Here is a 12,151-nt window from a genome sequence, read left to right as displayed (position 1 = left end):
TTTGTTTTATTTATATTATAAAGTGAGCTGACCGAATGGTCAAAGTTCTGGCGAAAGGGTGAATCTGAAAATGAAAGAATTAGATGAAATGATCAGCCGCTTGCGAAACAGAGGAATTAAAGTCGAAAAGGTGAAATATCCGAAAAAGACAATTTGTGAAAAGAAATGGGTTCATCAATGCCAAAAACCGCTGAAAGCAAACTACAGAGATTTTAACGGCTATTCCTTCACATAAAAAAAGACTGCAATGAAACACTACAGTCTACTTTGGTATGATAATTCGGTAGATTACACCCGATTGGTCATTTTCAATTGAAATTGATGCTTTATGCAGGGTTAAAATCCGTTTTACGATGCTGAGTCCTATGCCGAACTCGCCTTTCTTCCCTTTATTAAAAGGCTCGTACAAGCTGGATAGCATCTCATCCTCAATCGGAGGCCCGTCATTTTCAACCGTCATGACAATCTGCTGCTGATTTTGGCTGATCCGAATGTGAATCGCCGTTTCTGCATAGCGGATTTGATTTTCGAGAATGTTTTCAAGAAGTTTGCTCCATTGTTCCGGATCACCGGGCATCATTAATGCATCTTCTGTTTCAACGGTCCACGATAATTCCTTCCGGGCCCATTTGAGCCGTTCAATGACTTCTTCCGTGACCTTCACAATGTCAAATGTCTCATGGTGCACCCGCTGCTTCATTAAATAATCAAGCTTCGTTAAATATAATAAATCCTTAATTTTCTTCTCAAGTTTTTCTGCTTCGCCTTCAATGACATCAATTGTGGTTTCCAGATCCCCCTTAGGAAAAATCCCGTCCTTTATTGATTGAGTATAGCCCCTTATCACCATGACAGGCGTTTTTAAATCATGAGAGATATTTTGCAGGAGCGTTCTTTCCGTTTCATCCTTTTGCACCAGCTTGCTCCGCATGTCTTCAATGGTATGGCCTAATTTTCCGATTTCGTCTTTTCTGTCGACGATGACCGGATCATCCCAATCCTGTTTTGAAATCCGTTTGACATGCTTCTCTAAGGAAACGATCGGGCGCGAGAGATATTTGGCAAGCCAAATCGCCGGAATCCAGCTTAACAAAATCACGCCGGCAATGATAAAGAGCAGCTGCTTGAACAGGGTGAATGCCAGATCATCACGATAAGAATCAAGGGCGTAAGACAGCATCATCGCATCCTGGCCGTTAATGGTGAGGCCTTTTTTAATGACGAAAAATACTTTTTCACCGCTGATATCCGCGCTGTATCGTTTCGTGACGCTGTGCTGGCGGCCCGCGAGCTTGTACACCTTATGGATAAAGGAAGAAGAAAAGTAGTTCAAGTCTTTGTCACTGGCCGATTCCTCCCGTTCCGGCAGAAGAACGTGCTGAACGGATCGGAAAGTCGTCGGCGCGGTCGCATCCTCGCTGTAATATCCCCGCTCGATCGATCCGGGCAGCCGGTACTCCGTCAGTACATGCTGTTCATTTTCAATGGTCGTATACGTTTCATCCGTGAAAAAATTACGCAGCGTATTTGAGAACAGCACGAGAAGCAGAATCGAAATGGCTAAGAGGATGCCTGAAATGACCACCCATATTTGAAAAGCAAGCGGCTTATTTTTCATGACGTCATCATCCTGTAGCCGAATCCGTAAATGGTTTCAACCTTTAACCCGGGCATTTTTTTTCTCAGCCTCCGCACAAGATCATCGACCACCCGGTCAGTGCCGAAATAATCATGGCCCCATATTTTCAGCAGGATATCTTCCCTGGAAAAGGGGTGTCCTTTATGATGAAGAAATAAAAGCAGCAGATCAAATTCCTTAGACGTCAAATTGACCAGGCTGCCGGTTTCATCATAAACCTCTCGGGCATCTTCGATCACATTGTAGGAAGAAACGGTGATGCCGGTTTTCTTTGCGGCGGGCTGTTCTTTATACACGAGCTCGAGCAGTTTCTGGACCCGTATAATAAGCTCTCTCGGCAAAAAGGGCTTGGCGATATAATCATTGCTTCCGAGCTCCAACCCGAGGACTCTGTCAATATCGGCATCCCGCGCGGAAATGAAAATAACCGGCACATCGGGATCTTTTTCTTTTATTTCTTTTATCAATGTATAGCCGTCCGTATCCGGAAGCATGATGTCAAGAATCCACAAGTGGGGAGACGGCTGCATCTGCTTTCTGGCATCTTCGCCTTTTGTGAAAGATGTAATGTTCCAGCCTTCATTCTCTAAATATTTTGTGAGCAGTTCATTCAGGTTATCCTCATCTTCAACTAGATAAATGGTGTATGACAAGGCATTTCACATCCTTTCAACGTCATTATACTAGTTTTAACACACTCAAGCCGCATTTTCATAATTTCACATATTCTTTTCATTTTTATCCCACAATGTTTGTTTATGATGTGTATAAGGGAAGAAAGGAAGAAAAAAAGCGGGGAAGATAACATGTTCAAACACATTTTGTTTTGGAGCTTTGCTTTTCTCCTTATTATTGGGACAATAGAACTTGTACATGCGATGAATATGTAATCGATAGAATGAAAACATGCTGAAGGAGTGTGCGTGAATATGAATGATCATCGAGATGACGGCAGAAGCCGCGATCAGTCAGATCTTTCACATACGGAACAAAACAGAAATGAACAGCAGCGGATCAGCCATCAGGAGCCCGAGCTGCTCGAAGGGCCCGTCTCGAAAGAAGCGGAAAACGAGACGGCGGCCGGTACGGAATTTGAAAAAACGGCTGCCGTGAAAAAAGAAAAAAAACGGAGAGCCGCTTGGCTGAGTCCGATTTTAGGCGGCATTATCGGCGGCGGCCTCGTGCTTGGCATTGTGCCAAACCTGCCGGGTGAGCAGCATAAGACAGAAGCCGTTTCTGATACGAAACAAGTTCAGTCTTCGAATTTTACGTCAACGCCTTTGAAAAATACCTCAAGCGTAGCGGATATGGTAGAAGCTTTGGAGCCTGCGATTGTCGGAGTGTCCAACTACCAAGCTTCGCAAAGCAGCCAGTTCGGACTTGACGGCGGTTCAAGCTCTGAAACGGAGAGCGGCACGGGGTCAGGCGTCATCTTCAAAAAAGACGGCGAAAAAGCGTACATCATTACAAACAACCATGTCGTAGAAGGTGCGAACAAACTGTCGGTCACTCTTTACAATGGGAAAACCGAAACGGCAAAGCTTGTCGGAAAGGATGCCATCAGTGACTTGGCTGTATTGGAAATCAGCTCGTCCAATGTCAAAAAAGCGGCCAGCTTCGGGGATTCCTCCAAGCTCCGCATTGCCGATAAAGTGATTGCCATCGGCAACCCGCTCGGCCAGCAGTTTTCCGGCACCGTCACACAAGGTGTCATCAGCGGGCTGAACAGAACGGTAGACGCCGATACATCCCAAGGCACAGTGGAAATGAACGTGATTCAGACGGATGCGGCGATTAACCCCGGAAACAGCGGCGGCCCGTTAATCAACTCAAGCGGCCAAGTTATCGGGATCAACAGCATGAAAGTCAGTGAAAACGGCGTGGAGTCACTCGGCTTTGCCATTCCGAGCAATGATGTAGAACCGATAGTCGACCAGCTGCTTGCAAAAGGAAAAGTCGAGCGCCCATTTTTAGGTGTGCAGATGATTGACATGGCGCAAGTGCCGGAAACCTATCAGGAAAACACGCTCGGACTGTTCGGCGACCAGCTGTCTAAGGGTGTTTACGTAAAAGAAGTGCAATCCGGCTCGCCGGCTGCGAAAGCGGGCATCAAATCAAATGACGTCATTGTACAATTGAACGGCAAAGATGTCGGCAGCAGCGCCGATATCAGACAGATCTTATATAACCAGCTGAAAATCGGCGATAAAACGACTGTTCAAGTGCTCAGAAGCGGAAGCAAAAAGACGCTGAACGTCACATTAACAAAACAAACCGAAAGCGCAAGCTGAACGCATAAAAAAAGCTGAACCTGCAACTGAGGTTCAGCTTTTTTCGTTATTCTCCCAAGTAGGCTGACAGCATCCACACATGCTTGTCCGCTTCTTCAACTAATCCGACAAACAGGTCGGCAGTTGACGGGTCATTTTGTTCCTCGGCGATGCCGATGACAAATTTTGATTCGCGGCTGATTTGTTTATAGTCTTGAACCAGTGATTCCACCATTTCAGAAGCCGTTTTTTCCTGACCTTGATCCGTAATGGAAGCTTGTTCAAGGTAAGCGTGTAAAGTCGCCGCAGGCTGTCCGCCGATGGCCAGAAGTCGCTCTGCGATGGCATCCGCCGTTTCCGCCGCTTCGTTATACAGCTCTTCAAATTTTTCATGAAGCGTAAAGAAATGAGGGCCTTTTACATACCAATGGAAGCGGTGCAGTTTAGAGTAAAGGATAAACCAGTTTGATAATTGTGTGTTCATTGATTTCTCAACAAGAGTTTCAGTTTTTTTCGCGTTTTGTGTATTCATATCCATCGTCCTCCCTGTGATCTGATAATTTAATTATATCACGTATTAAATAAAAATCAATACTAAATTATAATAATTATAATTTAGGTTTAAGTGAACAGCTTTTTCTTTATAATCGATTCCCAGGCAGACCACGGAAAGAGTGAGCGGAAAGCCAATGTCAGCTTAACGCCCCTGCCGATCGGATACCGCAGTTTCTTCAGCCGTTTCCTTTGTGCCAATTGATAAATCAGCTCCGCTACGTCATCAGGATCCCCGCTTTTGGATGCGTTGGCTTTGAAGTAAGCTTCGATTTGCTGATAATAGCGGTAATAGGGCGAATCTTTGCCGGGTGCCGTAAGATGATTGGACAGAGACGTCTCCCATATAGACGTTTTATAGGAGCCCGGTTCTATTAAAGCGGCATCAATTCCTAAAGGCAGCAGTTCGAGGCGCAGGCTCTCTGTAAACCCTTCAACCGCGAATTTGGAAGAGACATACGGAGATAGAGCCGGGAAACCGGTCAGTCCGCTGATACTGCTGATATTGAAGATTTTCGCCCCGCTATGTTTTCGCATATAAGGCAGCACGGTTTTTGTGACGTGAATCAGACCGAATACATTTGATTCATACTGCTGTCTGTAATGTTCCATCAGCACATCGTCAATAAACCCCCCGTACGCAGTGCCGGCGTTATTGACGAGCAGGTCAATCGGTCCGAAACCGCTGATGGTGTTCCCGAAGTCAGACACCGACTGCTCATTTGTCACATCTAAAGAAACGACCGTAACATGTTCGGATGCACCCGCTTGAGCGGCGGCCTCTTTCAGTATTTCAGCTTTCTCCGGCTGTCTGGCTGTTGCGATGACGTGATAAGACCGGGCGAGCTTCAGCGCTGTCAGCAGCCCGAATCCGCTCGTCGCGCCGGTTACAATGGCAATTTTTCTGTTCATAATAATCCTCCCCGTTTGTTCTTATCTCATAGTGTATAACATCTCGCGGAAAGAAGGAGAAATCGTTCGGAAGTATGTCAGAATTGTTTTATAATGGAGTCAGCTTCGGATAGAAAGGGGTAAAGAAAAGATGGCATTAGAGGGATTGAAGGAAACATGGGATTTAAACTCCATTTTTGAGGGCGGGAGCCGGTCGGAAGAGTTTCAGCAATACATACAAGAGCTCAAAAATCATCTAAGCGCTTTTCAACATGCGGTTGAAGCGTTTACGGTTCCAACGCATGCGGATGAAAGCTGGGAGCTGATCAATCTGATTGATAGGTTTGAACGGTCGGCGATCATGATCAGGCAGGCGGGAGCGTTCGTCGGCTGTCTTCAGGCTCAGAACACTCATGATCAGAAAGCGAATGAATGGAGGGCGCGGATCAATCAGCTGAGCAGTGATTTTAAATCCGCTCTGGTCACCCTTGACGATACACTTGCCCGGATTGACGAGCGGGTCTGGGAGGAGCTGCTGCAAAAACCGGAACTTCAGGATCTCACATATGTTTTAAATGAGAGAAGAGACCGTGTCAAAGAGAAGCTCAGCGCTTCAGAAGAAAGGCTGATTGAAGGCCTGGCCGTTGACGGCTATCACGCATGGGGCGACCTGTATAATGCGGCTGTCGGCAGAATGAAGATTCCGTTTGAGGATAAAGAGCTGTCGGTCGGCCAAGCGGAAAATATGATGGCGCACCCGGACCGGCGGATCAGACGTCAAGTGTTCAAAGAGCTTAATGAAGCGTGGAAAGGAGAAGAGGAGCTTTTCGGCAGCACGCTGAACCATCTGGCCGGCTTCCGCACGGAAATCTATAAAGCGCGGGGCTGGAAAAGCGCTTTGGAAGAACCGCTTGCGATCAACCGGATGAAAAAAGAAACGCTGGATGTCATGTGGCAGGTCATTACCGATCATAAAAAGCCTTTTGCCGAATACCTGAATCGAAAGGCGTCTCTTTTAGGGCTTGAGCGGCTGAACTGGTATGATGTGGACGCGCCGATCGGCGAGGCTCCGAAAGAATACACATATGATGAAGCGGCCAATCTGATCGTCAGCCAATTTTCGACGTTTGGCAAAAAGCTGTCCGCATTTACGGAAAAAGCGTTCCGTGATCGGTGGATAGAAGCGGAAGACCGCAGCGGCAAACGGGTCGGCGGTTTCTGCACCAGCTTTCCCGACAGCGGAGAATCCCGGATTTTTATGACGTTTTCCGGAAGCGCTTCGAATGTATCGACGCTGGCGCATGAGCTCGGTCACGCGTTCCATCAGGAGGCCATGCTTCAAGTGCGGCAGCTGAACAGAGCCTACGCTATGAATGTGGCTGAAACAGCCTCGACCTTTGCGGAAATGATCGTCGCCGACGCCGCTTTGAAACAAGCGGAGACAAAGGATGAAAAGCTGTTCTTGCTTGAAGATAAAATTCAAAAAAGCGTAGCCATGTTTATGAATATTCATGCGAGATTTTTATTTGAAACGCGTTTTTATGAAGAGCGCAAGCAGGGCGTCGTTCCGGCTGAGAAACTGAATGAACTGATGGAAGCGGCGCAGAAAGAAGCGTTTTGCGATTCATTAGGGGAGTACCACCCTCATTTCTGGGCGTCGAAACTGCATTTTCATATTACGGGAGTGCCGTTTTACAACTTTCCGTATACGTTCGGTTACTTATTTTCGCTTGGAATATATGCAAGAGCTCTTCGGGAAAACGCGGATTTTGAAGAAAAATATATCGCGCTTTTGTGTGACACGGCTTCGATGACTGTTGAGGATTTGGCGATGAAGCACCTTGGAGCGGATCTGACGGAACGGTCGTTTTGGGAAGACGCGGTCCGCCTTGCCGTACAGGATGTGCAGGAATTTTTAGAGCTGACTGAATGATAATCTTGAGATGAACCGGCCGGAGTGTTATCGCTCCGGTTCTTTTTTGTTTAATGAATGACAGCCGCCTCCCTTGGAAATACCTAAAAACGATCGGAATGGAATGGGAGTGAACCGCATGAAATGGATCAGAACGGCGGGCGTTTTATGTCTTACGCTGATGCTGATTGCCGGCTGCCGATTGAATGAAGAAAAACGGGAAGCGGAACAAGACAGCACACCCGTATCATCCGCGAAGCCGGTTCCTTACAGCAGCTTTTCCCTTCGCGTCAGCTACGGAGCCGGAGAGCATAACCGCTATGAAGGTTTGTATGAAAGAAAAGACGGTCATGAAAAGGCTGACATCCGGGACAAGCTCTCAGGGGTTCACAGAGAGGGCGAGGAAGCGCTTGATGAAATGAAGATGATTCTTGGAGAACTTGCTGTAAACAGCCGGATGCAGGAAAGCGAGGTCGTCCGGCAGGTGCTCTCGGCTTTTAATTTGGACAGCCGCTATGACCATTTTTATCTGAAACTGAAAAAGAATGATGGAGAAATGACGGAAATAAAAAAATAACCGCCGCCCGCTGCTTTTTTGCCCAAAACTAATTGATAATGATATTCAGAGTCATTAATTTCTGTTACAATATAATCATGATCTCACGTTGAATGTTTAGGCAATTTGTTTATATACATAGTGTTGGGAAACTCAAAAAAGGAGCGGTTAGCGGTATGAGTGCAATTTCTACAGAGACGCTGAGCTTAGGGTACGGAGAAACTGTTATCATTGACGAATTGGATGTCGCGATTCCAAAAGGCGAAATCACTGTATTGATCGGAAGCAACGGCTGCGGAAAATCGACGCTTTTACGTTCATTGGCCCGGCTGATGAAACCGAGGGGCGGTTCTGTGCTTTTAGAAGGAAAAGCCATCGCTAAGCTTCCGACGAAGGAAGTGGCAAGAGAGCTCGCTATTTTGCCGCAGAGTCCGTCAGCTCCCGAAGGCCTGACGGTGCATCAGCTTGTGAAGCAGGGAAGATACCCTTATCAAAGCTGGCTGAAGCAATGGTCCAAAGAGGACGAAGACGCAGTGGCAAAAGCGCTTAAAGCGACGAAGCTTGAGGAAATGGCCGACCGTCCGGTGGATTCCTTGTCAGGCGGACAGCGCCAGCGCGCATGGATTGCGATGACACTCGCTCAGGATACGGATATCATTCTGCTTGACGAGCCGACAACCTATCTCGACATGACGCATCAAATTGAAATTCTTGATTTGCTGTTTGAATTAAATGAAAAAGAAAAACGCACAATCGTCATGGTGCTGCACGACCTGAATCTGGCATGCCGTTATGCCCATTATCTGGTCGCCATTAAGGATAAACAGATTTACGCAGAGGGCCGTCCCGAAGAAGTCATCACTTGCGAGCTTGTACAGCAGGTCTTTGCGATGAACTGCCAGGTAACGCAAGACCCGCTGTTCGGCACGCCGCTTTGCATTCCGCACGGACGCGGCAGATGTATCGTGCAGGAAGCGGCCCTCACCGCCCGATTGTCATAATCATGAAAAAGGGAAGGGAACGGTATGGAAGAAAAACTGCAGCAGCAGCTGGACGGCCTGCTTGAGAAATACACGGAACTATTGCTTGGCGAAACAAACCCGGATGTAAAGGAAGAAGTCAGGCAGTGGATTTTGTATACACATATCGCAAAAAGCATGCCTCCGCTCGTCAAACATTGGAATCAATCCTACCCGGACGCCAAAGAGGGCATCAAAGCTGCGATACAGCATATTAAACAGCTCAATGAAGCACACAGAAAAAAACAATAAAAAAGCTTTCGGCATCAAAGAGAGGTGCCGAAAGCTTTTTTTGCTGAAAAGGAATCAATAAAGGCGCCGTTCAATTCATAGCGAAGAACATTAATGTAACTAATGCACCCGTTTGTTAACGTATATTTCTTCCGCTCGCTGAACCAAGAAAAAAGGACCGCCGCAGCAATCCCTTTCTCTCTTTCCTATATATCACATTTCCTTTCGGATACGTAATAACTCTTCAAATGCTTTTATATTTGTATCAAAATTGGGCACTGTTTGAGATTCCTCGGCACATTTGACTTGTGCTACAACCAAATCATGAAAAGGTGTTGAAATGCCAGTACCTTCTGCCATTTTGGGAATAACTCCATTAATATAATCAATTTCAGTTTTGCGTTTTTTCTCAAGATCCTGGAGCATACTTGCTCTTAGCAGCCTAGATGGTTCCATGGCTGACCTAAATGTTTGGATACGTTCAGGAATGTCATTTTCACTTCTTAATTCCAAAGATTCTAAATCAAGGCCGCCCATTTTCGCAAATTTGACACCATTGGCGTGTCCAACCTTAATCGTCTCATCTGCGATATGAACTGCACTAACAATGCCGATTTCATGGTCAAGAATGTCTCCGTATTCTCCGTTTAATGCGGCCGATAAACCACTGAATGCATTATTGATAAGTAATTTTGACCACTTCGTTCCAACTAAATTATCGGAAATATGTGTTCCGCCGATAAGGTCTAAAACCGATTTAATACGCTGGATTCTTTCTGTTGTTTCACCATGTAATTCTCCAATTTGAAAAGCGTACTCTTTAAATTGAGTATACTCAGTTGTAAGTCTGGATACGCCTGGTTCAATAAATGTAGCACCAAATTCAACAGAACCTGCAATAACACGTTCATCACCAACGATCGAAGCAACTTTCTGTTCAGGTATACCGTTTTGCAAGGAACATACTACACTGTCATCCTTTAAAAAAGGCAGCAACTCTTTAAGGATGGAGTCATTATATAATTGTTTCGTCAGAAGTAATATTAAATCATACTTGCCTGATTTGTTTTCAGGGGTGATGGCTTTCACCTTTGCTTGAAATTCCGTTGTACCAACTACTTTAGCACCAATTTGATTTAGAGTATCTACATGTTCTTTGTACGAATCAATCAATTCGACATCCATTCCGCCAGCAGACAGATATGCTCCAACTATGGTTCCTAAAGAACCTGCTCCTAAAACTGCAATTCTCATTGTAAACGTCTCCTTATATTTCCTCTAAGTAGTTATAAACCGGCTGTGCTGCATTTAAGGTTAAATCTGTAAGGATATGAGATGCTGAAACGACTTCTAATACAGGCAAATCTGCAAGAGGTGCCAGAGCATGTTCAAATAATTGAAGCCGCGCCGGTCCAGTCCAGGCACCTTTAACTTCTATATTCGTTATTTGCGTTCGCACCAAATCACAAACCCTTAAATCACCATTGTAATTAGTAGCAATCTTAACCATAAAATTAGGTCGGCAAATTTCCCTTTTCGCTTTTTCCTTGTCCATTTCGAAATGTTTATACCCCATAGTGGCAGTTGCCACACGAAGACTGCCATAATCCAATGTGCCAACAAGAGTATCAGAGTCTATATACAGCTTAGGGGCACCCAATTTCTTTGGATATGCAGTAAGTTCCCGTCCGCTTGCAATAGCCGGGAAATTGTCAACATACATAGAATGTACATAATCTCCTTCTTCACCATTAAAGCTGACAGGGATGACTTGTCCTGCCTCTGTATAGGCACCAAGTCCGGAAACATCGGGCATCCACATCACTTCGAATTTCACTAAAGGTTCAGTAATTTCAAGAGGTTCCGGCACTGCTGCACGTAAAGCTTTTTCATCCGTTCGGTAAATAATATTTAAATATTCACGGTTAACAAATTTATAATTTGGGATAGGATAAGCAGGGGCTGTTAGTGGCGTATTTAAATTTTTTGCTATATCTTTCACATCAATTTTCATTGAATGACACCCTTTCCTTTTCTTTAACTATGCTATTATCTTACATTCGCATTTACATTTAATCCAATACATAATAAGGTATATATATATTTATTGAAATAAATGAGGGGGGTGCAGACAGATGGAATTGCTGCAGCTAAAATACTTTCAGACGGTTGCCTATACTGAACATATCTCTAAAGCAGCAGAACAATTAAAGATTGCCCAGCCTTCTTTAAGTCTCACTATAAAAAGACTTGAGAATGAACTGGGAACAACCTTGTTTGAGAGAAAAGGCAGAAATATTAAGCTGAGTTCAGCAGGGAAAATTCTTTTAAAACGTGTAAACAGGATTTTTACTGAGATTGAAAATGCACAAACGGAAATTCAATTGGAGGAACATCGAATTTCTGACACCATCAGAATATCTATTTCCAATCCAAGATTCCTTGCAGGACTGATGAGTGAATATATCAACCGCTCTCCTCAATCAAAAATTCTCCAAGCAATCGGAGTTAAAAGCGAGATCATAACAAGTTTAAAAAAAGGGGACATTGATTTAGGAATAACAGGTCATCCGATTCAAGATGAAGAGATAGAGAGTAGTGTGCTGGTAAATGAAGATATTGTTCTGGCTTTGCCCTCAAACCACCGATTTACGGGTAAAACAGAAATTTCTTTACGCCTTGTCGCCGATGAACCATTTATTACCCTTGCTAATAATGAAGAGTATAGCGGTTTTACAGCCTCGCTTTGTGAGAAAGCTGGTTTCACCCCAAATATTGCATTTGAGGCAGATTCTCATTTACTGGTCGAGATTATAAAGCTGGATCAAGGTGTGGCGTTGCTTCCTATTTCAGTTTGCAGAACATTGGGGCTGAATTTTATAAAAGTGACTGATCACTCTGCTTCATATCCAGTCGGCTTATCTTGGATGAGACATAAGCTGTTATCTTCTTCGGTAAGAAATTTTCGTGACTTTATTATGTCGTACTATAAAGATAACTATGAAATGTTTAAGGTTTATTGAAGGATTTCATCACTATTTTTTTGAAATTTTCACCCCCCATTTCCAATGAGGCGGAAGA

At 44.8% G+C, this 12,151-nt stretch carries 12 protein-coding genes and 1 pseudogene; 7 read left to right on the top strand and 6 right to left on the bottom strand.

What is annotated here, in order from left to right; genetic code table 11:
* Positions 1-70: 70 nt before the first annotated feature.
* Complete coding sequence (spxO, locus tag NYE28_RS17215; protein WP_003151811.1) at positions 71-235, top strand: anti-adapter protein SpxO; 165 nt, start codon at positions 71-73, stop codon at positions 233-235.
* 27 nt (positions 236-262) lie between these two features.
* On the opposite strand, the gene NYE28_RS17210 is transcribed toward spxO, so the two are convergent.
* Together NYE28_RS17210 and NYE28_RS17205 are read right to left on the bottom strand one after the other, a co-directional pair.
* Positions 263-1,618, bottom strand: coding sequence for a HAMP domain-containing sensor histidine kinase (locus tag NYE28_RS17210; RefSeq protein WP_342490180.1), 1,356 nt, complete (start codon positions 1,616-1,618; stop codon positions 263-265).
* Positions 1,615-2,292, bottom strand: coding sequence for a response regulator transcription factor (locus NYE28_RS17205; protein WP_007410069.1), 678 nt, complete (start codon positions 2,290-2,292; stop codon positions 1,615-1,617). The genes NYE28_RS17210 and NYE28_RS17205 overlap by 4 nt, the downstream gene beginning before the upstream one ends.
* 276 nt (positions 2,293-2,568) lie before the next feature.
* Between NYE28_RS17205 and NYE28_RS17200 the strand changes: the two genes are divergently transcribed.
* Positions 2,569-3,930 (top strand): trypsin-like peptidase domain-containing protein, encoded by a 1,362-nt coding sequence (locus tag NYE28_RS17200; RefSeq protein ID WP_342490179.1) that lies wholly within the window; start codon positions 2,569-2,571, stop codon positions 3,928-3,930.
* A gap of 46 nt (positions 3,931-3,976) precedes the next feature.
* On the opposite strand, the gene NYE28_RS17195 is transcribed toward NYE28_RS17200, so the two are convergent.
* Entirely contained in the window at positions 3,977-4,441 is a 465-nt protein-coding gene (locus NYE28_RS17195) for a Dps family protein (RefSeq protein WP_060561932.1), read from the bottom strand.
* An 89-nt stretch (positions 4,442-4,530) separates the two neighbouring features.
* Entirely contained in the window at positions 4,531-5,373 is an 843-nt protein-coding gene (locus tag NYE28_RS17190) for an oxidoreductase (protein ID WP_012118400.1), read from the bottom strand.
* A gap of 130 nt (positions 5,374-5,503) precedes the next feature.
* Here NYE28_RS17190 and NYE28_RS17185 point away from each other — a divergent pair, with 130 nt between their 5' ends.
* From NYE28_RS17185 to NYE28_RS17170, 4 genes and pseudogenes are all read left to right on the top strand, one after another.
* Positions 5,504-7,285: a M3 family oligoendopeptidase gene (locus tag NYE28_RS17185; protein ID WP_043020721.1), complete on the top strand. Its 1,782-nt coding sequence runs from the start codon at positions 5,504-5,506 to the stop codon at positions 7,283-7,285.
* 118 nt (positions 7,286-7,403) lie between these two features.
* On the top strand, positions 7,404-7,841 hold the full coding sequence (locus tag NYE28_RS17180; protein WP_012118398.1) for a YusW family protein: 438 nt from the start codon (positions 7,404-7,406) through the stop codon (positions 7,839-7,841).
* Positions 7,842-7,996: 155 nt separating this feature from the next.
* The gene (locus tag NYE28_RS17175) at positions 7,997-8,821 is read left to right on the top strand and encodes an ABC transporter ATP-binding protein (RefSeq protein WP_012118397.1); all 825 of its coding nucleotides are present in this window, start codon (positions 7,997-7,999) and stop codon (positions 8,819-8,821) included.
* A gap of 2 nt (positions 8,822-8,823) precedes the next feature.
* Positions 8,824-9,091: pseudogene (locus NYE28_RS17170) on the top strand (YusU family protein).
* A 192-nt stretch (positions 9,092-9,283) separates the two neighbouring features.
* Here NYE28_RS17170 and NYE28_RS17165 read toward each other — a convergent pair.
* Together NYE28_RS17165 and NYE28_RS17160 are read right to left on the bottom strand one after the other, a co-directional pair.
* Complete coding sequence (locus NYE28_RS17165; protein WP_025285238.1) at positions 9,284-10,324, bottom strand: 2-dehydropantoate 2-reductase; 1,041 nt, start codon at positions 10,322-10,324, stop codon at positions 9,284-9,286.
* Between the two features lie 13 nt (positions 10,325-10,337).
* Entirely contained in the window at positions 10,338-11,084 is a 747-nt protein-coding gene (locus NYE28_RS17160) for an acetoacetate decarboxylase (RefSeq protein WP_160223263.1), read from the bottom strand.
* A 121-nt stretch (positions 11,085-11,205) separates the two neighbouring features.
* Between NYE28_RS17160 and NYE28_RS17155 the strand changes: the two genes are divergently transcribed.
* Positions 11,206-12,093, top strand: a complete 888-nt coding sequence (locus NYE28_RS17155) for a LysR family transcriptional regulator (protein WP_015240544.1) — start codon at positions 11,206-11,208, stop codon at positions 12,091-12,093.
* Positions 12,094-12,151: the final 58 nt, after the last annotated feature.

The organism is Bacillus sp. FSL R5-0443 (assembly GCF_038608285.1).
Classification (GTDB): Bacteria; Bacillota; Bacilli; order Bacillales; family Bacillaceae; genus Bacillus; species Bacillus velezensis.
Note: the sequence above shows the minus strand (reverse complement) of the source record. Positions and strands in the feature narration are given on the sequence as shown.

Bases quoted from the DNA above. Each gene is read 5' to 3' on its own strand.
- NYE28_RS17180 (WP_012118398.1), top strand. From the start codon at position 7,404: ATGAAATGGATCAGAACGGCGGGCGTTTTATGTCTTACGCTGATGCTG.
- NYE28_RS17210 (WP_342490180.1), bottom strand. From the start codon at position 1,618: ATGAAAAATAAGCCGCTTGCTTTTCAAATATGGGTGGTCATTTCAGGC.
- NYE28_RS17155 (WP_015240544.1), top strand. From the start codon at position 11,206: ATGGAATTGCTGCAGCTAAAATACTTTCAGACGGTTGCCTATACTGAA.
- NYE28_RS17165 (WP_025285238.1), bottom strand. From the start codon at position 10,324: ATGAGAATTGCAGTTTTAGGAGCAGGTTCTTTAGGAACCATAGTTGGA.
- NYE28_RS17160 (WP_160223263.1), bottom strand. From the start codon at position 11,084: ATGAAAATTGATGTGAAAGATATAGCAAAAAATTTAAATACGCCACTA.
- NYE28_RS17200 (WP_342490179.1), top strand. From the start codon at position 2,569: ATGAATGATCATCGAGATGACGGCAGAAGCCGCGATCAGTCAGATCTT.
- NYE28_RS17195 (WP_060561932.1), bottom strand. From the start codon at position 4,441: ATGAATACACAAAACGCGAAAAAAACTGAAACTCTTGTTGAGAAATCA.
- NYE28_RS17185 (WP_043020721.1), top strand. From the start codon at position 5,504: ATGGCATTAGAGGGATTGAAGGAAACATGGGATTTAAACTCCATTTTT.
- NYE28_RS17175 (WP_012118397.1), top strand. From the start codon at position 7,997: ATGAGTGCAATTTCTACAGAGACGCTGAGCTTAGGGTACGGAGAAACT.
- NYE28_RS17190 (WP_012118400.1), bottom strand. From the start codon at position 5,373: ATGAACAGAAAAATTGCCATTGTAACCGGCGCGACGAGCGGATTCGGG.
- spxO (WP_003151811.1), top strand. From the start codon at position 71: ATGAAAGAATTAGATGAAATGATCAGCCGCTTGCGAAACAGAGGAATT.